The sequence below is a fragment of the Roseateles oligotrophus genome (genome assembly GCF_025717515.1).
Classification (GTDB): domain Bacteria; phylum Pseudomonadota; class Gammaproteobacteria; order Burkholderiales; family Burkholderiaceae_C; genus Paucibacter_A; species Paucibacter_A oligotrophus.
The window spans coordinates 123,225-144,904 of record NZ_JAJIRN010000002.1 but is presented as its reverse complement, the minus strand read 5'-3'; the positions used below and the strand labels follow the sequence as shown (position 1 = coordinate 144,904).

The 21,680-nt window shown below is 64.3% G+C and carries 16 protein-coding genes; 3 read left to right on the top strand and 13 right to left on the bottom strand.

Annotation, left to right across the window (positions count from 1 at the left end):
• Nucleotides 1-2: 2 nt before the first annotated feature.
• Both LNV07_RS03960 and LNV07_RS03955 read right to left on the bottom strand, forming a co-directional pair.
• On the bottom strand, nucleotides 3-1,157 hold the full coding sequence (locus LNV07_RS03960) for a glycoside hydrolase family 88/105 protein (RefSeq protein ID WP_263569881.1): 1,155 nt from the start codon (nucleotides 1,155-1,157) through the stop codon (nucleotides 3-5).
• 18 nt (nucleotides 1,158-1,175) lie between these two features.
• Nucleotides 1,176-2,573, bottom strand: coding sequence for a BNR repeat-containing protein (locus LNV07_RS03955; RefSeq protein WP_263569880.1), 1,398 nt, complete (start codon nucleotides 2,571-2,573; stop codon nucleotides 1,176-1,178).
• 195 nt (nucleotides 2,574-2,768) lie between these two features.
• Between LNV07_RS03955 and LNV07_RS03950 the strand changes: the two genes are divergently transcribed.
• Entirely contained in the window at nucleotides 2,769-4,673 is a 1,905-nt protein-coding gene (locus LNV07_RS03950; RefSeq protein ID WP_263569879.1) for a rhamnogalacturonan lyase, read from the top strand.
• 9 nt (nucleotides 4,674-4,682) lie between these two features.
• Here LNV07_RS03950 and LNV07_RS03945 read toward each other — a convergent pair whose 3' ends face one another.
• From LNV07_RS03945 to LNV07_RS03900, 10 genes are all read right to left on the bottom strand, one after another.
• Nucleotides 4,683-5,468, bottom strand: coding sequence for a DUF6250 domain-containing protein (locus tag LNV07_RS03945; RefSeq protein WP_263569878.1), 786 nt, complete (start codon nucleotides 5,466-5,468; stop codon nucleotides 4,683-4,685).
• 69 nt (nucleotides 5,469-5,537) lie between these two features.
• Nucleotides 5,538-6,557, bottom strand: coding sequence for a glycoside hydrolase family 43 protein (locus LNV07_RS03940; RefSeq protein WP_263569877.1), 1,020 nt, complete (start codon nucleotides 6,555-6,557; stop codon nucleotides 5,538-5,540).
• Nucleotides 6,554-7,378, bottom strand: a complete 825-nt coding sequence (locus LNV07_RS03935; protein ID WP_263569876.1) for an alpha/beta hydrolase — start codon at nucleotides 7,376-7,378, stop codon at nucleotides 6,554-6,556. Before LNV07_RS03935 ends, LNV07_RS03940 begins: the two co-directional genes overlap by 4 nt.
• 23 nt (nucleotides 7,379-7,401) lie before the next feature.
• Nucleotides 7,402-10,158 carry an exo-rhamnogalacturonan lyase family protein gene (locus LNV07_RS03930; RefSeq protein WP_263569875.1) on the bottom strand — a complete coding sequence of 919 codons (2,757 nt, stop codon included), beginning with the start codon at nucleotides 10,156-10,158 and terminating at the stop codon, nucleotides 7,402-7,404.
• Entirely contained in the window at nucleotides 10,155-11,819 is a 1,665-nt protein-coding gene (locus LNV07_RS03925; protein WP_263569874.1) for a glycoside hydrolase family 2 protein, read from the bottom strand. Before LNV07_RS03925 ends, LNV07_RS03930 begins: the two co-directional genes overlap by 4 nt.
• Nucleotides 11,816-12,154: an L-rhamnose mutarotase gene (rhaM, locus tag LNV07_RS03920; protein WP_263569873.1), complete on the bottom strand. Its 339-nt coding sequence runs from the start codon at nucleotides 12,152-12,154 to the stop codon at nucleotides 11,816-11,818. Before rhaM ends, LNV07_RS03925 begins: the two co-directional genes overlap by 4 nt.
• 17 nt (nucleotides 12,155-12,171) lie before the next feature.
• Complete coding sequence (locus LNV07_RS03915; RefSeq protein ID WP_263569872.1) at nucleotides 12,172-13,548, bottom strand: glycoside hydrolase family 28 protein; 1,377 nt, start codon at nucleotides 13,546-13,548, stop codon at nucleotides 12,172-12,174.
• Between the two features lie 24 nt (nucleotides 13,549-13,572).
• On the bottom strand, nucleotides 13,573-14,868 hold the full coding sequence (rhaI, locus tag LNV07_RS03910) for an L-rhamnose catabolism isomerase (RefSeq protein WP_263569871.1): 1,296 nt from the start codon (nucleotides 14,866-14,868) through the stop codon (nucleotides 13,573-13,575).
• Nucleotides 14,869-14,882: 14 nt separating this feature from the next.
• On the bottom strand, nucleotides 14,883-16,991 hold the full coding sequence (locus LNV07_RS03905; protein WP_263569870.1) for a bifunctional rhamnulose-1-phosphate aldolase/short-chain dehydrogenase: 2,109 nt from the start codon (nucleotides 16,989-16,991) through the stop codon (nucleotides 14,883-14,885).
• Nucleotides 16,992-17,153: 162 nt separating this feature from the next.
• A complete protein-coding gene (locus tag LNV07_RS03900) occupies nucleotides 17,154-17,315 on the bottom strand; it encodes a hypothetical protein (RefSeq protein ID WP_263569869.1) in 162 nt (53 codons plus the stop codon).
• Nucleotides 17,316-17,476: 161 nt separating this feature from the next.
• Here LNV07_RS03900 and LNV07_RS03895 point away from each other — a divergent pair, with 161 nt between their 5' ends.
• Both LNV07_RS03895 and LNV07_RS03890 read left to right on the top strand, forming a co-directional pair.
• Nucleotides 17,477-18,367, top strand: coding sequence for a DeoR/GlpR family DNA-binding transcription regulator (locus tag LNV07_RS03895; RefSeq protein ID WP_263569868.1), 891 nt, complete (start codon nucleotides 17,477-17,479; stop codon nucleotides 18,365-18,367).
• Nucleotides 18,364-19,746, top strand: a complete 1,383-nt coding sequence (locus LNV07_RS03890; RefSeq protein ID WP_263569867.1) for an FGGY-family carbohydrate kinase — start codon at nucleotides 18,364-18,366, stop codon at nucleotides 19,744-19,746. Before LNV07_RS03895 ends, LNV07_RS03890 begins: the two co-directional genes overlap by 4 nt.
• Nucleotides 19,747-19,865: 119 nt before the next feature.
• Here the strand turns inward: LNV07_RS03890 and LNV07_RS03885 are convergent, their stop codons facing one another.
• A complete protein-coding gene (locus LNV07_RS03885) occupies nucleotides 19,866-21,680 on the bottom strand; it encodes a hypothetical protein (protein ID WP_263569866.1) in 1,815 nt (604 codons plus the stop codon).

The following is a 21,680-nucleotide window of genomic DNA, read 5'->3' as shown; positions in this document are numbered from 1 at the left end:
ACTCAAGCTTTCAGGAAGCGGTGCATCTCGGCCGCCGCCAGCAAAAAAGCACCGACACCGAAGCCCGCCGTCGAGGTCTGGCCAACCACTTGGCCCGCAATGGCCCTCTCACCAATGGGCTGCACATAGCCGAACCGGCCGCTGGGCTGCAGCGCGATCTCGCTCAAGAAGCGCCAGCCCTGGGTTGCCACCGGCGCATAGGTCGCGCGGTCAAGATATCCGTGGGTGATGCCCCACAAAAATCCATAAGTGAAGAAGGCCGTGCCGCTGCTTTCGCGCCCCGGCGCATGGGCGGGGTCAAGCAGGCTTCGGGTCCAATAACCTTCAGTCTGCTGGGCGGATCGCAGCGATCGCGCCATGGTCTGGAAGCGCTGCACAAACAAGGGCCGGCTGGCATGGTCGGCGGGAAGGTCGGCCAGCACCTTGGCCAGGCCGGCAAACACCCAGCCATTGCCGCGCGACCAGAAATCTTTCAAGCCATGGGCGCTTTTGTGGCGGGGGTAGACGTACTTGGCGTCGCGGTAGTAAAGGCCGGCTTCGGCGTCAAACATCAGCTGGTCGGCAAAGGCAAAGTAGGCCTGCAGCTTGTCCAGATAGCGCACTTGGCCTGTCAGCTTGTAGAGCTTGGTCAGCACCGGCATGACCATAAAAAGCCCGTCGGCCCACCACCAATAATCAACGTTGGCGGTGGACATCTGATAGTCCATGACTTCCAGGGTGCGGGCGATTTTGCGTGGGTCGCGGGCGCCGTCGAGATGGTGCAGGTCCAGATAGGTCTGAAAGCAAATCTGCCAGTCGCCAAACAACACATAGTCCGCCGTCTCGCCGTAGCTGTACTTCCAGTCGGGCTTGTGCTTGGAGGCGGCGCCGCGCCATTGGTTGTGTTCGGCCCAAGCGGTGGAATAGCTGCGGTAGGCCTCGTCGCCGGTCAAGCGATAGGCCTCGATGTTGCCGCTATGGTAGGCCGCCACATCCCAAAAAGCCCATTGCTCGGCCGCTTGGCTGCGCTGCCAATAGCGATTGGCTAAATGCAGCGCGGCCAGCACCTGGGCTTGGCTGGTCGCCGCCGGGCCTGTCCTTGTCGCCGGGCTTTGGCAGCCCGTCGTGGCGCCGGCCATGCCGACCAAACCCAGCTGCAAACACTGTCGTCTCAACATCGTCTAGTTTCCTGATTGTCATTGCGTAAGCGGCTGCCACTGCAGCACCTGCACCATGCTGGGCGCCCCGTCGCCCCGGCCCTCGCCGTCGAGCTGCTGCACGTCTTGCACGAACAGATGCAGCACGCTCGCGCGCCGCCACAGCTCGCTGTCAAAGCTGGGCTCCCAGGCGCCGACCGATTGCTCGCTCAGATCGCGCAAATGCCATCGCCCGCGCTTCACGTCGGTGATCACCACGGCCGACACCTTGCTGCCGCGCTCCTGATCCCGAAAAATCAGCAGCGCCTTTTGCGCGTCGGCCGGCCCGGCGTGCAAGTCCACCATCAGCTGGGGACGCGAGATCGGGATCGCCTTGGTGCCCTGGCCGCTCAAGCTGAACGCGCTGCGGCGGAAGTCCAGTGGCAGGCGCGCCCAGGCCTTGCCGGTGAAATAAAGCAACTGGTACTGCGGCACAGCGCTGCCGGGCGCGCGCCAATAGCTGGCGATATAGGGCCGCCCGGCGCTGTCAGCCGACATCGAGGTCTGGTTGATCAGCTCGCTGCCCGGCGGGATCTGCCAGGCCACTTCGGCCGTGCGGGCGCTGATTGGCAAGGCATAGGGCGCGCCGCTGCTCGTCTCCCAGCTCAGGCCGCCGTCATGTGAGCGCGCATAGGCCATATCCTGATTGCTGGCGACATCGGGAGAGTCGCGCCAGACCCAGGACAGATGCACGCTGCCCAGGTGGTCCACAAAGGCCTGCCAATAGGCGTTGCGCCGGCCCTCGCCGTCAATCAAACGGGTGTGCAGGCGGCGCCATTGTTGGCTGCCGACGTCATAGCGATTCAGCACCAGATCACCGCGACCCGAGCCGCCATTGCGATAGAAAAACAGCAAGTCGCCACCGGGCAGTCGGAAGAACTCGGGGTAGCTGACGGCCGCTTCATCGCGGCCCAGCATGGGCATTTTTTCGCTCAGATCCAGTGAGCCGTGGCTGAGGCTGCGGGCGTAGCGCAGTACATGGTTGTGGTGGTCCCAGGCCATGTGCAGGAAGCCGGCGCCGTCCACCATGATGCTGATGCTGTTGTGCGCGTCGTCGACGTTGCCGCTGTAGGGCGTGACCTGCAATTGCCAGGCGCTGCTGCCGAGTTGGCGCTTGCCCAGCACCACCCGGCGCTGCGGGTCATAGAAGGCGATGAATTGCGTGTCGCCATGGCTGACCAGCGAGTTTTTGCGAAACACCACCGCATTGACCGAGTTGCTGGCCCAGCCGGGTGCGATGTCGACGCTGCTGATGGAGTCAGTGGCTGCGGCATTGCTAACTGCTAAATCTGGCGGCGACAAAGCGGTTCCACAGGCAGCCAGCGTGCCAAGCGTGAAGCTGCAAAGAAGACTCAAAAAAATCCGCAAGGCCTGACGTTGGAAGCGCTGAATGCTCATGCTGAGGTCGGGCAACTTGGTGGGGTTTTCGGGCTGCGTGAGTGTAGGAGTGAGCGGGGCTGAAAGGGGCTTGCAAACAATCATGATGTCGCTCGTATCGAGTTCGTATTGGCATCGTGGCGATGTGAGAATCAGCCGCGCGGCTTGCGCCGATGAACCCGTGGCGGCCACGCGGTCAAACAGGAAACTCAAGCGATGAATCGACTCAATACAGGCCTGCTGCAGTTTGCAGGCTGCTTGGCTTTGCTGGGCCATGGGTTGGCCATCGCTGCGCCACAGGCGACCGCGCTCGAGTCGGCAACAGTAGCCACAGCGCGTGGCAAGCAGGTCGAGCGACTCGACCGTGGCTTGATTGCTGTGCCGGCGGCGGGTGCGGCCGGTGGCGTCTTCCTCAGCTGGCGCCTGCTCGCGACCGACGCGGCTGACCTTGCCTTCAATCTCTATCGCGGCGCCAAGTTGCTCAACGCCGAGCCGCTGACGCTGAGCAACTATGTCGACCCGCAAGGCAGGGCCGACAGCCGCTACTCGGTACGCGCCGTAGTCGGTGGCCTTGAGCAAGCTCCAAAACCGTCTGAATTTGAGGTTAGTAGTGGCAGCCAGCCCTTCAAGACTATTCCGCTCAAGAAGCCGGCCGACGGCGTGACGCCCGATGGGCAGCGCTTCAGCTACGCGGTCAATGACGGCTCGGTCGCGGATCTGGACGGTGACGGTGTGTATGAGTTCATCATCAAATGGCAGCCCTCCAATGCCAAGGACAACTCGCAAAAAGGCCATACCGGTGCGACCTTGATCGATGCCTACCGGCTGGACGGCACGCTGCTTTGGCGCATTGATCTGGGGCCGAACATCCGCGCCGGGGCGCATTACACGAGCTTTCTGGCTTATGACTTCGACGGCGACGGCCGCGCCGAGTTGATGCTAAAAACCGCCGACGGCAGCGTCGACGGCCTGGGCGCGGTGATAGGCGATGCCAAGGCCGACCACCGCAACGCGGCCGGCTATGTGCTGGCCGGGCCGGAGTTCCTGACCGTCTTCAACGGCATGACCGGCGCGGCTATGGCCAGCGCCGGCTACCTGCCAGCACGCGGCGATGTCGCCGCCTGGGGTGATGGGTATGGCAACCGGGTCGACCGCTTCCTGGCTGGCGTCGCCTATCTGGATGGCGCGCGGCCCAGTGCGGTGTTCTCGCGCGGCTATTACACCCGCGCGGTGCTGGTGGCCTGGGACTGGCGCGACGGAAAGCTGAGCCGCCGCTGGACCTTTGACAGCGACATTGCGGGTCAAGAAGTCAAGGGCCAGGGCGCGCATTGGTTCTCGGTCGCCGATGTGGACGGCGACACCCGCGACGACATTGTTTTTGGCGCCGCCACCATTGGCAGCGACGGCAAGCTGATCTACAGCACCGGCCTGGGTCATGGCGACGCGCTGCATGTGAGCCAGTTCGACCCGGCGCGGCCCGGCCAGCAGATTTTCATGGTGCACGAATCACCGCGCAGCTATGGCGAGCATGGCCTGGAGATGCATGACGCCGCCAGCGGCAAGATACTCTGGAGCATGTCGGGCGAGGGCACCGATGTGGGCCGAGGCATCTGCATGGACATTGACCCGGCCCACGCCGGCGCCGAATGTTGGGGCTCGGTCGGCGGCCTGATGAGCGCCGGGGGCAAGCTGATCAGCGAGCAACATCCGAAAAGATTCAACTTCGCAGTTTGGTGGGACGGTGACCTGCTGCGCGAATCGCTGGACGGCGTGTCCATCGACAAATGGAATCCGGCCCAATTCGCTTTCGAGCGCCTGCTGAATGGCGCCGACTTTGGCGCTGGGTCTATCAATGGGACCAAGGCCAACCCAGTGCTCTCGGGGGACCTGTTTGGCGACTGGCGCGAGGAGGTGGTCTGGCGCAATGCCGACAATACGGCGCTGCTGATCTTCAGCACGAATCTGCCCACGCCGCACCGCTTGAGCAGTCTGATGCATGACCCGCAGTACCGCGTCCAGGTGGCGTCTCAGAACGCCGCCTACAACCAGCCCCCGCACCCCAGCTTTCACCTCGGCGTCGGCATGAGTCAGCCTCAACAAGTGCCGGTGTACGCGCCATAACTAGTTAATTTAGCGGCCTGCGCAGGCCCGCACCTCAAAGTCGCGGATCTGAAAATGCCCCGTCATCGTGCGCAGCCCGAACCAGCCGCGCAGATAGGGCTGCGGGTCGGCGTAGGCGAACACCAGCTGCTGGTCGGCCCACCATTGCAGCGTGAGCGGGTCGGCCGGCGTCGCCCGGCGCGACACGATGCGAACCTGCACCGGCTGCTTGGCATGCAATTGGGTGGCGGGCGTCAAGCCGCCTGCGCGGTCCTCGGCGACGGCGCTGGCCGGCGTCGCATAACCGCTCAATTGGGTGCGCGCGGCGCTGCCGTCGTAGCGGCGCAAGCGCGTGCTGGTATTGCTGTTGGCGCCGAAGCCGACGTAGTAGAGCCGCAGCAGGTTGTAGGACGCGAGCGACGCGTCGCGGCCTTGAGCGCTCGGGTCGCCGTCTGCTACCGCGTCGTCGAGCGCATTCCAGAACATATTCAGATCCGACACGCGCTGGCTGAAGCCACCGGCATCGAGCGGCAGGGCGGTGGCGCTGAAACGGATCTCGTAGTCGCCGCTCAGGGGCGTGCGCCACCATAGCGTGGCGCCCAGCGGCTGGCGGAACTCCAGCACGCCTTCGCTTGCGCTGGCGCTGCCGCTCGGGTCTTGCTGCTCGACCCGCCATTGCGCCAGACCTTGACGGAAGTCGTCGCTGGCGATGGGCTGAGGCTTGCTGCCTTCGGCGCAGTGCAGCGCCTGGGCCTGCTGACCGGCCAAGCAGATCAGCAGCAGCGCCGCGCTCAGACTAGTTCTTGCCGCAAGCATCGGTATGGGGCTTGAAATGCCGCTGGTGTCGCATCATTGCTCGGCCATCAGTTGCATGCACATCGGCATTCAATCTGCCACAGGCTCGCCGAAGTCCGGTGTGCCATCGGCATGCCAGCGCAGCAGTTGGGCGCGTGTATGGCGGTTGCGGTCCTTCAATGGGTCGCCCTTGATGTCGCGGAAGTTGCGCGCGTGATAGAGCAGCACATCCTGGCGGCCGTCCGGCGTGGTGGTGAAGCTGTTGTGGCCGGGGCCGTACTGGCTATGGCTTGCGCTGCTTTTGAACACCGGTTCTGGTGATTTACGCCAGCTGGCTGGGTCCAGCAGGTCAGCGTCCTCGGCCGCACTGAGCAGGCCCAGGCAGTAGTTGGCGTCGGTAGCGCTGGCCGAATAGGTGACGAACACCTTGCCGCGCCGCACCAGCACGGCCGGTGCCTCGTTGACGAGGTGACCGACCTTCTCCCAGGCGTAATCGGGTTGAGACAGCCGCACCGGCGTGCCGCTGATGGACAGCGGCGTGTCCATCTTGGCGATATAGATATGGGTCGGCTTGTCGCCGGGTTTCGGGCCGGTCTGCGTCCACAGCAGATAGCGTGACCCGCGGTGCTCGAAGGTGGTGGCATCCAGCGAGAACGACTCCCAGCCGGTCTTGAGCTGGCCGCGTTCTTGCCAATTCGCATCAAGTGGATTGGCGTCGGATGCTTCCAGCACATAGAGGCGGATGTCCCAGATCGCCTTGGCGCGGCCGGCGGTGAAGTAGACATACCACTTGCCGTTGATGAAATGCAGCTCCGGTGCCCAGATGTGATAACTCATAGGCCCATTGGCATGCTTGCGCCAAATCACCCGGGGCTCGGCCGTGGCCAGGCCGTTGATGGAGCGGGCGCGGCGCAGCTCGATGCGGTCGTACTCGGGCACGGTCGCGGCCAAGTAGTAAAAGCCGTCACTGTGCAGAAATACCTGCGGGTCGGCGCGCTGCAGCAGCAGCGGGTTGTTGAACTGCGAGGTCGGACCATGGGTGGCCACAGTGCAGCCGAGGTTGAGCAGGCCCAGCAGGGCGGCAAGCCACAGCGATATGAGGTGTCTCATGCCGGCCTCGCCAAGCGCTGCGTCATCCAGTCCAGCGCCAACGCGGGCCAATGCTTGTGGGATCCGGCCAGCTCGCGCAGGGCAAAGCCATGCGGTGCGTCGTTGAAGATATGGGCATCCAGCTCAAGGCCGGCGTCGCGGGCCGACTTGATCAGGTTCAGCGCGTGCTCTATCGGCACGATCTTGTCGTGCAGTGCATAGGCCAAGAAAATCGGCTGCGGCGGCAGGCCGTGGGGCTGGCTTGTGATGCCGATGGCCCATTCGTTGTAGAAGGCCTGCTTTTCCGGTGGTGCGAAGTCGGGCTTGCCGGCCGGCGCTTTGTGATCGCGGTGGTTGGCGTTCAGTGGCGCATAGGCGATCAGCAGGCCCAGCGCTTGGCGTGCCTCAGGCTGACAGGCGATCACGCCGGCCAGATGGCCGCCGGATGACAGGCCCATCAGCAACAGGGGCAGCGGCGCCAGCGTTTGCAGATGGGCGATATGGGCCAGCGCCGCTTGGGCGTCGCGCAGCGCGATGTTGGCCGGGTGGCCGTCTGCGCCGGGCAGGCGGTGCACCAGCACATGCACCTCGAAGCCGGCCTCGGCCAGCCAGGCGGCGACCTCGGCGCCCTCGCGGTCATAGGCCAGGCCCACATAGCCACCGCCCACGCACAGCAACACGCGCCCGCGCGGCATCGCTGCGGTCGTGGCGCCGAAGCCATGAAGCTCGGCCCGGGGTACGGCCTGGTAGACGCGGTCTGGCCAGGCGCCAATCAGTTGGTTGGGCACGCCGTCGCTGAGCGCGATCAAGCTGCTTGGGGTCGGGATAGTTGAACTTGTCATAGGTCTACTGCCAGCCGTGATAGTCACTCGACCAGCCCGGCTGCCTTGGCCGCCTCGTCCAGCGAGTCGCCCACCAGGGCCAGGTTCTGGATCGCCGCCAGCCCCCATTGCGCCGAGGCATTGGTGCTGATGCCAGGCTGCTCGATCAGCGGCCGCATCACAGCCACGCCGCCGATGTGCCGCGTCTTGCCGTCGCCTTTCAGCGCGCTTGACGAGAAGAACTCGCGCCAGGCCCGCAAGGCCAGCGCACGGTCGCGCTCGTGGAAGGCGGCATAGGCCGTCATGCGCGAGCCGGTGTCGGCGAGATTCGGTTTGCCGAGGTCTTTGCCAAGCAACTCGAACAGCTCCTGCCTGGGCGCGTTGTAGTAGCGGCAATACTCCAGCCAAGCGCGGCGGTAGGCCGGCGCGTCCACCAGGGGGAGCAATTCCGAACTCATTTCGATGACGCCGAACACGGCATTCAGGTGCGAGATGGCGGGCTTGTCGCCCGGGCCGGCGAACTTGCCGGTCTTGGGGTCGTACGGTGCGGCGGAGGCGAACCAGCGGTGCTTGAGCGCGCCGATGCTCTGCATGCCGGCGACGATCTTGTCGCGCCACTTGAGGTCGCCGGTGCGCTCCCACTCGGTCAGCCAGGCCGCGACCCAGGAACCCCAGGTAGTGCCAAACGAGGCGCCAACCAGGCCCGGCATCGGCGGTGGTACCGCCTCTTCGCCGGGCTTTTGGGTCAGTTTGCGTGAGATGTCGACCTTGTGCAGATCGGCGTCGGAGTCCAGCAGCTCTCGCATCAGGTCGCCGACCCGCTCGTCGGCGGTCAGGTAGTAATAGATGCGTCGGTAGGCGGCGTTAGAGACGCGCGGCTGCTTGCTGGAGTCGGACCAGTGCTGCAGGCCGTGGCGGGTGCCGAAGCCCTTGAAGGGGCCTGCGTGGTAGACGTCAACCTCGCCGGTGTGGCGGGTCATCGCCTCGGCCAGCTTGAAGATGTCGGCCCGGCCGGTGCGCAGATAGCTGTACCAGAGCCACAGGTCGGTGGACAGCTCGGAGTTGTCCCAGGCGTAGCCGCCGATGTCGTAGCGCCACATATGGCGGTCGGCGTCGTAGGCGTGCATCACGTCGCCGTAGTTCCAGAAGCCGTACCAACGGTGCTGCTCGACCTCCTTCAGGTACTGGTCAAGCTGCACCGTCATGCGGTCCTCGATCAGCTGGCGCGCCGGCGTGCGGGTCGTACTGGTGTCTGCGGGGTCCCAGTCGCCGAACACACCCGCCGCGTGCAGGCGCTGCGGCGTCGCCACCGGCCGCGCTGGGTTGGCGACCTGCTCGGCCATGTCCGAGAACACCTGGTGCGACGGTGTGGCGGCCAACACCCAGAGCTGCAGCTCGGACGTGCGGGCCACGCCGACGGAGCTGTCCCAGCCCGGCTCGTAGTCCTCGTAGGTGATGTTGAGGCCTTCGATCTGCTCCGCGAAGGTGTCCATCTCGCCGGCCGAGCGGTAGGAGCGCATGTCCATCGCCGGGGCCGAGGGCGAGTAAAGCCATGCGGTCACTTCGGCCAGATCATTCGCTGCGCCGCGTACGTCCAGCCGCACCGGGGCGCGCTGCCAGAAGTCCTTCAGCCCCAGCGCCACGCCGCCCGAGGCGCCGCCGGCAAATACCAGCCCTTTGGCGCGGCTGCCGCCGTTGGAGGCGATCCAGGCATGGCCGGGCGCGGTGCGCTTGGCGATGGTGAAGCCGTCGGCGCTCAGCTGCGAGAGCGAAAAGTCGCCCCACTCGGGGATCCACTTCAGGCCGTCCTGCACGGTCTTGGCCATGCCGCTCAGTGCGGGCAGGGCCTTGCCCGCGACCTGCGCATCCTTATAAGCCTGGCCTGGGTCGCGGCGCAGGCCGGTGATGGGGCGCACGGCCTCGCCCCACACGCCCACGCCTTCGCCTGAGAAGCGCACATGGCGGTCGTGCGTGGCATTGCTCATAGTCACTTGCGCGGTGACACCGAGGCCGGCGATGAAGTCCTTGGCCGGGTCACCGTCCCAGACGAAGCTGTGGACGATGCGCACGCTTTCCGCGCCGGCATAGAAGTACAGGCGCACCGAGAACGGCAGCCAGTCGTGGCCCTTCTCTTGACCATTCGCACTGTGCGTACCGTCGAGCTTGAGCACCGCGCGCACAGGGCCTTGCTGCTCGACAGTGACGCTAGTGACCCGGCTGGTGAAGGACTGGCGGGCGGTCTTGCCGTCCAGTTCGGGCTCGGTGCCGTCCTGGCGCAGCGCCATGAGCTTGAGGTTCTTCAGCGTGACGCGGCCGGCGCGGGTCGCCTCCTTGATCAGCGCGGCGCCGCTGGTCGGCACGGTCCAGACCAAGTCATCGGCGCTGATGGTGATTTGCGTGGCTGATTGCTCGACGCTCAAGCCGCCCGCTACCGGCTTGCCTTGCTCCAGCTTCAGCTCACCGGCCGGCACCCCGCCGGCCAGCGCATGGGCCGTCCACTTCAGCGAACCATCGGGCCAGAAGGCCAATGGCCAGGATTGAATCGGGTGCTTGGCCAGCTTGAAGTCCAGCGCCTTGGCGGTAGACCGCAACTGGCCGCGCGGCCAGGGCACGCCGAAGGTCGCACCTTCGAAGCGCAGGGGCGCCTTGCCGTCGAGCCAGTGCATTGTGGTGTCGGTTACCGGCGGGATCGCGGTGCCACGGTTGGCGGTGATCGCGTTGGCGGCGGGGACGATGGACGTTAGCGAGGCGGCGGCGCCGGTCTGGAGAAAACTGCGGCGAGAAAAAGCTGAGGGGGTCATAGGGAAATTTCTCGGTAATGTTTGGCGAGTACCTCGAAGGGTTTGGCGAGTACCTCGAAGGCCAGCTTGCGCTGCCCGGTCTCAGACAGCAGACCCTTGCGGTTCCAGCCGTTCTGGAAAATCGGATGCTCGCGGCGCGGCGAACGGAAGTCCTTCAGCACCCAGGGCGACATACCGCGCAGATTCGGGCTGGTCGCCAGAGTTCTCAGCGTCGCGCGGTAGTAGTGGGACTGAAATTCCTCCGACCATTTGCGCGGCGGGCTGCCGCTGTCGTGATGGCCGGCCAGCGCGTCGGCGCCGAACTCAGAGGCAATCAGCGGCTTGTCGGCCGCCAGTGCGGCGTGAAAGCGCGTGCGGTTCTCGGCCACCGGGGTCTCGTTGCCGATGCCCCACAGCACCAGGGCGGCGCGGTTGCGGTATAGCGTCTCGGCCTGCATGGTCCGCGCCTTCTGCAGCACGGCTGGGTTGTCCCAATCGACCGTCCAGTAGACCGGGAACTCGCTCCAGACCAGGAGGCCCAACTCGTCGGTCAGACGCAGCATGGTTTCGCTGTGCGGGTAATGGGCCAGCCGCACGTAATTGCCGTTCAAACTTTGCTTGACTTCGGTCAGCAGGGCGCGGGCGGCGGCCGTGTCGATGCGGCGCGCCGGGTTGGCGCCCAGCTCTTCTTCGTGCAGCGAGACGCCGCGCAGGAAAATAGGATTGCCATTGAGCAGGATCTCGCTGCCTTTGATGGCCCTGGTGCGCAAACCGATGCGGTCCTGGATGCGATCGCTGCAGGCCGAGAACTCGACCTTGTACGGCGTCGGCGTCTCCGGCGACCAGCGCTGCAGCGCGGCCGGTGCGGCGAGGTCGAAGCGGGCCCCGCCTTGGGCGTCGGTGCGCGCATCGACCTGCAGGCTCAGGCCGGCAATGTGGATACGTGCCATCTGGTTGGCAGCCTGCGGGGCATTCAGCTGCAGGCTGCCGCTCAGGTGGCCGACCTCGGTCAGGCGCAACGTCGCGTCGTCGATGAAGGTCGGCGGCGTGTGGATCAGCTTGACCTGCCGCGTGATGCCGCCGTACAGATCCCAGTCGGTGATCTCGCCGGGAATGGTTTGACCGTCAAGCCTGGAGTCGGCGCCGACGACCAGGCGGTTGTCGCTGGCGCGCAGCTGCCCCGTTACTTCCAGTACAAGAGGCGTAAAGCCGCCCTCGTGCCGGCCGACCTCCTTGCCGTTCAGATAGATATGGGCGCCGTAGTTGACGGCCTCGAAGCGCAGAAAGCTGCGTTGGCCGGGCTTGGGGGCGGCGTCGAACTTGCGCTGGAACCAGATCAGGCCATCGTAGTAGCGCAACTCCTGAGCGGCGGTATTCCAGGCCCCCGGAATCTCCACCGCCGGGCCGCGGTCGAGGTCGAACTCGAAGAAGCCGGTGCCGCCTTTGGCCTCTTGCGTCGCAATATCGATGTCACGATGGCGTTGCATGCGTGACTTGGCGAACCAGCCGTTGATGTCGTTCAGGCCAGTGCGATAGAGGTCCTTGGAATAGGTCCAGCGACCGGACAAGTACAGGGCCTCGGTGCGGCCGGTCAGCAGCAGGGCCGGGCGCATTGCGTCTTGCGCAATTACCGGCCGTGACAGCAGGAGCCAAAGCAGCGCCAGCAGGAGCCTGGCCATCATTCGAAATGGAACATCGAAGGCAAGGCCTGTTGCAGCGGCTTGTTGTTGGGCTCAACCTCCATCAGCGGCGCCATGAAGTCCCACCAGCGCCGCATCACTGGCAGCTCGGCCAGCGTGTCGAAGGCGGCCGCGAACTCCGCACCCGACCGGCGCTTCAGAACGGCGAATAACGTCAGCGTCTCTTCGTCCAGGAAGATCGAATAGTCATGAATGCCGGCGCCGCGCAGCGCCTCGGCCAGCTCGGGCCAGAGCTCGTCATGGCGCTTTTTGTACTCAGCCACATGACCGGGCTTGAGCTTCATCTTGAAAGCATGGGTGCTGCTGCTACTCGTCATTTGTTTTGTCTCCGTCATCACTGCTTGTCTTGTTCTTCAAAGCTCAGCGCCGATACGTCACGGGCCGCCAGGCTGCTGACGACTTGCCAGCTGCCCTCGGGCAGGCCTTGCACCTCGTCGGCGGCGGCCAGGCTGACGCGCTCTCCCAAGTCAAGCCGGCAATGCTCGAACTTCCAGTCCTGCGCGTCGCGGATATGGCCGCCTTGTTGTGCGCTGATGTCCAGCTCGCTGAAGCGAAAGCCCTGCAGCGGCGCGTCGGGGTAGGCGTCGACCTCGAACGCGGTCTGCACGCCGCTGGCCTGCAGGCGGCTGATGTGGACGTCGCGCAGCCGCGCCATACCCTGCGCGGGCGGCACCTTGCTTGTCAGCACACGCCAATGCGGTGGCAGGTCAACCAGCTCTGCGGGTAGGCTGGCCAGGCTATAGGCCGGGTTCCAATTCATCGTGATACGCAACGCCACCGCCACATCGACCAGCCTGAAGTCCTGTAGGCGCAGATCATGGCCGAAGCCGCCACGCGTCGGCGCCGACTTGAACAGGATGCCGACCGGCACTGCGCTGAGCACCGTGATGCGGCTGGCGTCGATGTTTCGAAACCCTCCGGAGGTCTCGCTGCCGAAGGTCAGGCCGGCGGCGCCGGCGCGCACGATGCAGTCGCGGATCAGCACGTCCTCGGTGGGCCGAGCGACGCGCAGGCCGTCAGCGTCGCGGCCGGCCTTGATGCAGATGGCGTCGTCGTTGACGGCGATGTCGGCATGCGCTATCAGCACGCGGCTGCTTGAGTCGATGTCGATGCCATCGGTCGACGGGCCGCGCCCGTCTTCGTTGTTGCGGATGGTGATGCGGCTGACTGTCACCTCGCTGGAATAGCAGATATGCAGGGTCCAAAAGCCCGAGCGGCGCAGGAGCAAACCGTCGCCTATCGACACGCGGGTCGACTTGAAAACTTGCAGCAGGCGCGGCCGCTGGGCGTCGTAATCGGAGGCCCAGCGCAGGCCGCGCGGCTCGTAGGCGCGGCGCAGCGTCCAGTAGCTGTCCCAGAAGATCTTGCCGTCGCCGTCAATCTGCCCTGCGCCCTGGATGCGCACATCGGCCTGCTCGCAGACATTGAGCAGCGCGGCCGGCCAGACCATCTCGATGCCGGCGATCCGGGTCGGCAGCAGCGGGTAGTCCGTCAGGTCTTGCGAGCCGCGCAGCGTAACGCCCAAGTCCAGCTGCAGCGTGATGCCGCTTTTGAGGAAGAGCGAGCCTGTCAGATAGACGCCGGGCGAGAACGCCAGAACGCCGCCGGCCAGTGCGGCGGCGTCGATGGCGTGTTGAATCGCGGCGGTGTTCAGCGTCAGGCCGTCACCGACAGCGCCGAAGTCCTCGGCGCGGAACTGAGGATTCATCATTGCCGGTGCGGCGCGATCTTCTTCTTAAACGATGCCGCTGCCGCTGGCGCCTGCCTTGGCCGGGCGAGCGACTGCTGCCTTGGCGCGGTAGCCGGCGGTGCGGTAGCAGGCGACTGGGTCTATGGCGCCGCCCGAGCGTGCGCGCGCCATCGCCAGGATGGCGCTGACGTCGGTGCGGAAGGCGCGCTTGAGGGCCTGCGCGGCCGGCAACACATCATTGCTTTCCTGATGGGCAGCCAGTTCCAGGCGGTTGACCAGGGCCGACTGCACGAAGGCGCGTTGCACCTCGCTGGCGCTGCTCATCAGGCTCTCAATCGGGTCGGTCACGTTGTGTGACTGGTCCAGCATGTAAGAGGGCTTGAAGGCTGCACCTTCGCGCTGCGCGGCATCGGCCAGTTCGTTGAAAACCAGAAAGAGCTGGAAGGGGTTGATCGAGCCCGAGTCCAGATCGTCGTCGCCGTACTTGCTGTCGTTGAAGTGGAAGCCTCCGAGCTTGCCGAATTGGGCCAACCGCGCCACGATCATTTCGATATTGGTGTTGGGCGCGTGGTGGCCCAGGTCAACCAGGCATTTGGCCTTGGGGCCCAGCTCGGTCGCGCAGGCAAAACTGGTACCCCAGTCGGCGATGGTTGTGGCGTAGAAGGCCGGCTCGAACAATTTGTGCTCGATGAAGACTTGCCAGTCGTCCGGCAGCGCCTTATAGATGGACTTCATGCTGTCCAGGTAGCGCTCCAGCGCCCCGCGCAGATTGCTCTGGCCGGGGAAGTTGGCGCCGTCGCCGACCCACACGGTCAGGCCCTTGGAGCCCAGTGCGCGGCCGAGTTCGATGCAGTCGATATTGTGGGCAACGGCCTGTTCGCGGGCGGCCGCGCCATTGGCGGTCAGGCTGCCAAACTTGTAGGTATGGGCTTGGCCGGCCTGATCCTGGAAAGTGTTGGAGTTGACCAGATCAAAGTGCAGGCCCAGGGCGGCGGCCTGCGCGCGCAGCGCGGACGGGTCGCTCGGCTTGTCCCAGGGGAAATGCAGGGACACGGCCGGCGTGGCTCGGGTCAACTGGTTGATGACGGCGCAGTCGTCGAGCTTTTCTTGCACATTGCGCGGCTCGCCAAGGCCGGGGAAGCGGGCAAAGCGGGTGCCGCCGGTGCCCACGCCCCAGCTCGGCAGGGCCACGGCGAAGGTCTGGGCCAGTGTGGTGATTTGCTCGATGTCCTGGCCACGGCGGGCCAGCATGCCGCCCAGGGCGGCATAGTCAGCGTCCAGATCACCCTGCAATTTGGCGTTATGTTCGGCCACTAGGCCGGTGTCGATTTTGTAGTCCATGTTTTGTATCCTGCTTAACGTGTGAACGCCGCGGCGTTGCCGGCGTCGACGTTGATGATGTTGCCGGTGCTCTTGCCCGCCTTGTCGCTGGCCAGGAAGTAGACCGCCTCGGCGATGTCCTCGGGCAGCACGCTGAGCTTGAGCATGCTGCGTTGGCGGTAGAACTCTTCGATGTCATCGGAGCCAATTTTGTTGGACGCGGCGCGCTCTTCTTTCCACTTGCCGTCCCAGATGCGCGAGCCGCGGATCACGGCGTCGGGGTTGACGACGTTGACGCGGATGCCATGGGCGGCGCCCTCCAATGCGACGCAGCGGGCCAGATGGATCTCGGCTGCCTTGGCCGTGCAGTAGGCCGACGCGCCGGCCGAGGCCACCAGGCCGTTCTTGCTCGCCACGAACACCATGCTGCCGCCGGTCTTTTGCAGCTTCATCAAGCGGAAGGCGGCCCGGCTGACCAGGAAGTAGCCAGTCACCAGGATGTTCTGATTGCGCTGCCAGATCTCCAGCGTGGTGTCTTCCAGCTTGGCGGCGGAAGCAATGCCGGCGTTGGAAACCAGGATGTCAAGGCCGCCGAAACGCAGCGAAGTGGCGTGCACGATCGCTTCGATATCGGCCTCGGTGGTAATGTCGGCGCGGCAGCTGGCGACGTTGTCTCGGCTGGAACCCTTGAGCAGGTTCATTTCGGCGGCGGCCAGGGCCTCGGCGTCGATGTCGGTCAACATCACGCAAGCGCCTTCGCTGAGCAATTGGCGGGCCACGGCCTGGCCGATACCGCCGGCGCCGCCGGTCACCAGGGCGACGCGGCCGGCCAGGCTTTTGGGCTTGGGCATGCGCTGCAGCTTGGCTTCCTCAAGCAACCAGTATTCGATATTGAAGGCTTCCTGCTCGGCCAAGCCTACATATTGGTCGACCCCATTGGCGCCGCGCATCACATTGATGGCGTTGATGTAGAACTCGGCGGCGATGCGGGCGGTGGCCTTGTCTTTGGCAAATGACAGCATGCCGATGCCGGGGATTAGATAGATGATGGGGTTGGCGTCGCGCACAGCCGGGCTGTTGGCGCGCTTGCAGCGCTCGTAGTAGGCAGTGTAGTCGGCGCGGTAGGCGGTCAGCTGGGCGTCCAGGCCTGCCAACAAGGCATCAAAGTCTGGCGCGGCCGGATCCAGCTCCAGCACCAGCGGGCGGATCTTGGTGCGCAGGAAATGGTCGGGGCAGGAGGTGCCCAGCGCGGCCAAAGCGGTCAGGTCTTGGCTGCAGACAAACTCCAGCACGGCGGCGCTGTCGTCGAAATGGCCGAGCTTGATCTCATCTTGGCTGATCTTGCCGCGCAGCACCGGCATCAGGCGGGCGGCCAGTTCGGCGCGCACATCCGCGGCCAAGACGGTGGACTTAGGCCCGCCGAAGGCGGGCTGCTTGCTGTTCTCATGCAGCCATTCTTCTGCCAGGCGAATCATGGCCAAGGTGGTTTCATAGCAGGACTTGGCGGTGTCGCCCCAGGTGAACAGACCATGGCCTTCGAGGATGATGCCGTCCAGCTTGGGCTGGTCGCACGACAAGGCTTCAAGCTTCAGGCCCAGGTCGTAGCCGGGCCGCTGCCAGGGCAGCCAGCCGAGCTTGCCGCCGAAGATGGTTTGCGTCAGTGTCTTGCTATTGGCGCAGGCCGCAATCGCGATGATGGCGTCCGGGTGCATATGGTCGACATGGGCACGGTTGATATAGGCGTGCAGCGGGGTGTCTATACTGGCTGCGCGCGGATTCAGATTGAAGGTGCAGTGCGGCAAGTAATCGACCATTTCATCCTCGAATTCGAGGCCACGATACCGTGCCTTCAATGCGCGCAGCTTGTCCATATAAAGAGTAGAGAAACCTTCGAGTTTGATGCTGCCGAGGTCGCCGCCGGAACCCTTGACCCACAGCACTTCGCTGGTTTCACCTGTCAGATAATCATTCATCTGAACCTTGGCCGAGGTATTGCCACCACCGAAATTGGTGACGCGCAGATCGGAGCCGAGCAGATTCGAGCGATACAGCAGCAGCTCCGGCTCACTCATGGCCGCGGCCCGCGCATCGTCCCACAAAGAGTTGATCGATTCCCCGGGTTGGGCTTGAACAAATGCAGTCATCGTTTCACCTAAGTTGAATTCTGGAAGCGGCGGCCATCGCTGCAATTTCGGATTGGCCGGAATGGGTCAGAAAGTCCTTGCTGGGCCGCCTGCAGGCCCGCTATCAGGGCTGCCGAACGAGAGTGTCAGCCCAAATGCACCGGCGTGGTTCGGCCCTATGCGTTAAATCAAAAGGATGATTGATTGCGCGGCAGCGGATGCCGCTGAGCTGAAAGCAATCATGTAATTGATTGCTTGGTGATTGACCTTGGTGCTTCGTTGGCGTAATGTGCGCGTCTGGTCGCGCTTCGAGCGCGCCGGTGACTGAACTTGATTGGCGCTCATGCGCTGAGTTCCCCAAGTTGGTGCCGGCGGGTCGGGGCAGCGATCGGCATTGCGGTAGTCCAAGTACTCGTTGAAGTGCGTACCGGCGATGGGAATTCAAAAACGATCAGAGACAACAAATCATTGGCCCGGGGGGCGAATGGTTTGAACCGGTGGTAATCATGGTGAATCACAAACGGCACAAGCGCATGCTCAAACTGCTCTCCGAGCATGACAGCGCAACGGTGCAGCAATTGATGGAATGGTTGTCCGCTTCGGCGGCAACGGTGCGCCGAGATATTGGCTGGCTGGCTGCAAAAAACCAATTGACCCGTACCCGCGGCGGTGCGCAGAAACTGCAGCAGAAGAAGCGCTCATTCACGTTATCGAGCGAAACATTCCAGAGCAATATTCAAAACCGTGCCGCTGAAAAACGCGCGATTGCCCGTTATGCCTGCACCCTTTGCAAAGACGGTGAAACTATCATCATCAATGGTGGTACGACCACCTATATGATGGTGGAGTTTCTGGTCGAGAAACAGCTGAAGATACTGACCAATTCATTTTTGATGGCCGAGCGCCTGCTCTCGACCAGCGACAATGAAATCATCTTGCCCGGCGGCAAGGTCTACCGCGAGCAGAACGTGATACTCAGTCCGTTCGAGAACGATATTGCCCAGCACCATTACGCGGCCAAGATGTTCATGGGCGTTTACGGCCTGTCCATCCTCGGCCTGATGGAGGCCGACCCCTTGTTGATACAGGCCGAGAAACGCCTGATCAGCCAGGCCGAGGAGTTGATCGTGCTGGTAGACAGCTCCAAATTTGCGCACAAGGCCGGCCTGATTTTGTGCGGCCTGAACCGGGTCTCCTGCGTGATCACCGACACGGGCGCCTCGGACAGTGCGGTGCAACTGCTGGAGCAGTACGGCGTCAAGGTCGTCACCGTCGAGCCGGAGGCATTGAGCGTGGACTCGCTCGATGTGGATGAGGGCCGCGGTGATCTGCTGGATCAAGAAGAGGATCGAGAAGGTCATGCGGACACCGGCTTGCATTTCAAGCTTGCCGCATGACTGAGACGGCGACGATTGTTCTCGACATCGGCAAGAGCAACTGCAAGCTGAGTTTGCTCGACGCGGCGGGCCAGTTGCTGGCCGATGAGCGCTGCCCGAATGCGATTGCCGACGGTGGCCTCTATCCTCACCACGACACGACGCGCATCTGGGCCTGGATGTTGGCCGTGATGGGCCGCTTCTCCAGGCTGGCCCGGGTCGGCGCCATCGTGCCGGTGACGCATGGCGCGACCGCCGCGCTGATCAGCGCGGACGCGCCGGATGGCTTGGCCTTGCCGGTGCTGGACTATGAGTTCAAGCTGCCGGCGGATTTTGACGCCAGCTACCGGGCGCAGCGCCCGCTGTTTGCCGAGACTTGTTCACCGGCGCTGCCGGCCGGCCTCAATCTGGGCCGTCAGCTGGCCTGGCTTGAGGCGAGCTATCCGGCCGAGTTTGGCCGCGCGAGCCAGATTCTGATGTACCCGCAGTACTGGGCCTGGCGCTTGAGCGGCGTAGCGGCCGGTGAAGTGACCTCGCTGGGCTGCCACACCGACCTTTGGAACCCGAGCCGGCGTGACTATTCGAGCCTGGTCGAGACCATGGGCTGGGCAGCCAAGTTGCCACCGCTGCGCGATGCCTGGGCCCGACTGGGGCCGCTGCTGCCCGAGCTGGTCGCCGCGACCGGCCTGCCGGCTGATGCGCAAGTGATCTGCGGCATCCACGACAGCAATGCATCGTTGCTGCGCTATTTGGTCGGCCAGCCGGAAGATCAAGCGCGGACGGTTTTGTCCACCGGCACCTGGCTGATCGCCGCCGCTATTGGCGGATCGGCTGAAGTCCTGGACGAGCATCAGGACATGCTGACCAATACCAATGCGCTGGGTGCGCCGGTGCCATGCATGCGCTTCATGGGCGGGCGCGAATATGCCAGCCTGGCCGGGCCGGAGTTGGCGGCCTGCAGCGAAGCCGATCTGGCTCGCTTGATCGCGCAGCAGACCTTCGCCCTGCCTTGTTTTGCCGAAAGCGGCGGTCCGTTCGCCGGTCGAGAGGGGCGGATTGTTGGTCCGGCTCCGGCCAATCCAGCCGAGCGTGCTGCGCTGGCGACGCTCTATGCGGTGCTGATGACCGATCATTGCCTCAGCGCCTTGGGTGCCAACAGCCCGGTAGTGGTGGAAGGCAGTTTCACCGCCAACCGCTTCTTCGGCTCGCTGCTGGCGGCGCTGCGGCCGGGCCAGCCGGTGACGGTGTCGGATGACAGCAGCGGCACGACGGCCGGCGGCTGGATGCTGGCCCGCTGGGGCCAGAGCCCGGTGCCTTCAGAGACAGCCGCTCAGGCGCTGGACTTGGTTGATTGGCCGGGCTATCGCAGGCAATGGCAAGCCTTGCTGAGCCAAAGCTGATGATCACGGCCCAGTTTGAACCGTGGCCGGGCTAGGCTTGAATGGCTACATTGCCACACACCGCCCCCGTCTGCATCAACTTTTAGGCCTGCTGAAGGAAGGCAAGTACGGCCAGTAGCTTATTGGCAGGCGCTGCAGAGCTCGGGATTGAGCTTCAAGGCCCGCGCCGATTGCTTCATCCGCGCACAGGATTCGAGTCGCTCTGCCTCGTAGCCGTTGAAGCCGAATTTGCGCTTCACACAGGCATTGCTGCTGGCCAGGACACAGAAAGTGTCGAGCTGGGACTCTTGGTAGGGCCGGCCGTTGCGATCGGCTTCTTGCTGGCAAGCCAGTTCTCCGGCGTTAAAGGCTGCTTTGGAGACTGCGCCCGACCCCGCATTGCCTATGCCTCCGTTCCCCCCGTTGCCCGCAGTACCTGTACCGGCACCAGCACCAGCACCAGCACCAGCGTTCTTTGAGCTGTTGATGCTGGCCTGGAAATTGGAGACACCTGATTGGCCTTCAAGACTGTCCTTGACGATGCCGGTCAAGATCTTGGCTTGCATCTCGCCGCCCAGTTTGCCCACACCACCGAGCAGGGCGCCGCCGCCCAAGGCGAGCGCCTTGCCCCATTGAAAGCCGCCCTCGGCTTCGCGTCGCTGTTCGGCCTGGGCGAGTCGCGCTTGTTCTTGCTCACGGGCCAATGCCAGGGCTTGCGCCTCTGCAGCGGCGCGGCGCGCTTCTTCGGCCATGCGCGACTTTTCGTCCGCCATGTTTTGTTGCGAGCTTGCGAGTGCCAGTTTGTCGTCGTTGCCGGTGACCAGCTTGGCCGCTTTGGCAAGCTGGGCATTGCTGCAATCAAAGTCGCGCTTGCGCGTGCATTGGTCGGCGCGCTCGAGTGCGATAGACATGTCCTGCTGATCCAGGCGGTCCAGCTTGTCGGCCATGTCGAGCAAGCCACGCGACGCCGGTTTCGGCCGAGCGCTGGGTGGGTACAAGGGGTTTGGTGCCACGGGCGCGGGTTCCTGGCTGTAGCGGGTGTCTGCCTGCAGGCGGTTGAACAAGTCCCGCATCGACTGGCTGCCGCCCAGATTCTTGGCGCGTGCCCATTCATAGCTTCGTTCGGCGGCAACGCCGATCGCCACACCGGCCCCTGCGGCAACGAGGAACGGGGCCGCGGCGGTCAAGGCCGTGCCGACGGCGACAGTTTCGCCGGCCACAAAGGTCTGCGAGGCCAAGGTGACGGTGAACGCGGCGGCGCCGGCCAGCGCGCCTTTCCACATTTCATGCAGGGGCGCGCCAAAAAAACCTTGCAGCTCTTGCGCCGGGCGGCCAAAAAAACTCTTGACGATGTCATCACCGGCCGAGGTCTGTGCCTGCGCGGCCGGGATCAGGTTGATGCCCTGCCAGCGTGCCTGTAGCCATGCCAGAGCCTGGCTGCCGCGCGATTCAGGGCTGCCCGCCTGCGCACTGAATTTGCTGCTGACATCGACGACGTCACTGAGCGCGGCATAGCCTGCAAAGGCTTCGGTCCGCATCAGGCCCTGCAGCCAGCGGCCGTCCTTGCGGTACAGCACCGAGCCGAGAATGAAGCTGCGATCGGGGCTGTACAACCTGTATTCGATGCGCTCCTGGCCGACGCTGTTCAAGGTGATGCGTTGGCCTTTGTCCATCGCAAGAATGTCCTGCAGGCCGAGCTTGTCATCGAAGATCAGCCGCAGGCGATTGTGGGCCGCACCGACAAACAATGTCCACTTCCCGTTGCCCACGCGACCCTCGCGTACCCAGTGCGCGGCTTGGCCTTGATGCTGGCTGCTGAGGAAGAGCTGGCCGCTGGGCTGCAGCGCGAAACCTAGCGCGGGCGCCCCGTCTTTGGGGCTTTGCGCCAGCGTTTGCGCCTGTGCCGGCACCATCAGGGCGAGCAGCAAGGACCAGAGGCTCAGCAGTCGAAACAT